Source organism: Pseudomonas sp. 05T35, assembly GCF_056396605.1.
This window is the reverse complement of sequence record NZ_JBFTLU010000773.1, coordinates 1-1,061: the sequence shown is the minus strand read 5'-3', so window position 1 is coordinate 1,061 and position 1,061 is coordinate 1. Positions and strand designations below refer to the sequence as shown.

At 59.9% G+C, this 1,061-nt stretch carries 1 protein-coding gene; it reads right to left on the bottom strand.

Annotated elements, in window-relative coordinates; all coding sequences use genetic code 11:
* Window positions 1-1,061, bottom strand: a 1,061-nt coding sequence (locus tag AC1DH9_RS29720) for a cation:proton antiporter domain-containing protein (RefSeq protein WP_477809402.1), incomplete at both ends; no start/stop codon positions are given.

Here is a 1,061-nt window from a genome sequence, read left to right as displayed (position 1 = left end):
CCGCGATCACCAACAGTCGTGCGCGTTCAAGACCTACGGCACCCAGCAATTCCATGCGACGGGAATCGCCATAGTGCACGCAGCTTTCACCCGCTGCGGCTTGATGAACACGAACCGGGTCATCGTCCAGCGCAACGAAAGGCTGTCCTTCGCGACGCAGAAAACGCCCTATGGACTGACCCACCCGACCGTAGCCGCAAATCACTACATGCCCGTGCAGTTCGGCGTTCAATGCAGCGATCTGATCGAGTCGCGCTTCCTTATCGGGTTTGCGATGCAAGCGTGCGGCAATGCCCGGTGCTGCGCGCAGCAACAGTGGTGTCAGCAGCATCGAGCAGAATGTTGCGGCCAGTAACAGACCGCTGAGTTCGGCCGGTATCAGTTTGTTCTGTTGCATCTGTGCCATCAGCGCGAAGCAGAATTCACCGCCTTGCGCCAATGCCAGGCCGCTGCGCCAGGCAGTTTCGCCGTCGCTGCCGCGCCATTTGACCAAGGCTGCGACCAGGCTGCCCTTGATCAGCAGTAACCCCAATGTCAGGCCGAGAATCAACAGGCCATGGCTGGCGAACAGCTGCAGATCGATCAGCATGCCGATACTGACGAAAAACAGCCCGAGCAGAATGTCGCGGAACGGGCGAATATCGGCTTCGATCTGATGTCGGTAATGGCTCTCGCCCAGCAACATGCCGGCAAGGAAGGCACCGAGGGCGGGGGAGAGCCCGAGCAGATGAGTCAGCCAGGCAGTCAGCAAGACGATGACCAGGGCCAGCAGGACGAACAGCTCGGCGGAGCGCGAGGTGGCGACTTCGTGGAACAGTCGTGGCAGTAACCAGCGACTGGTCAGCAACAGACCGACAAACAACAGCAGGGTTTTACCCAGCGTGATCGGCAGCGCCCAGTACCAGCTTTGATCGCTGCTGCCGGCGAACACCGGGACCAGCGTCAGCAACAGCACCGCAACGACATCCTGAAACAACAGCACGCCAATCGCGTTCTGGCCGTGATGGCTGAAGATCTCGCCGAGGCTGCTCAGCTCTTTGCTGACAATTGCCGTGGACGAT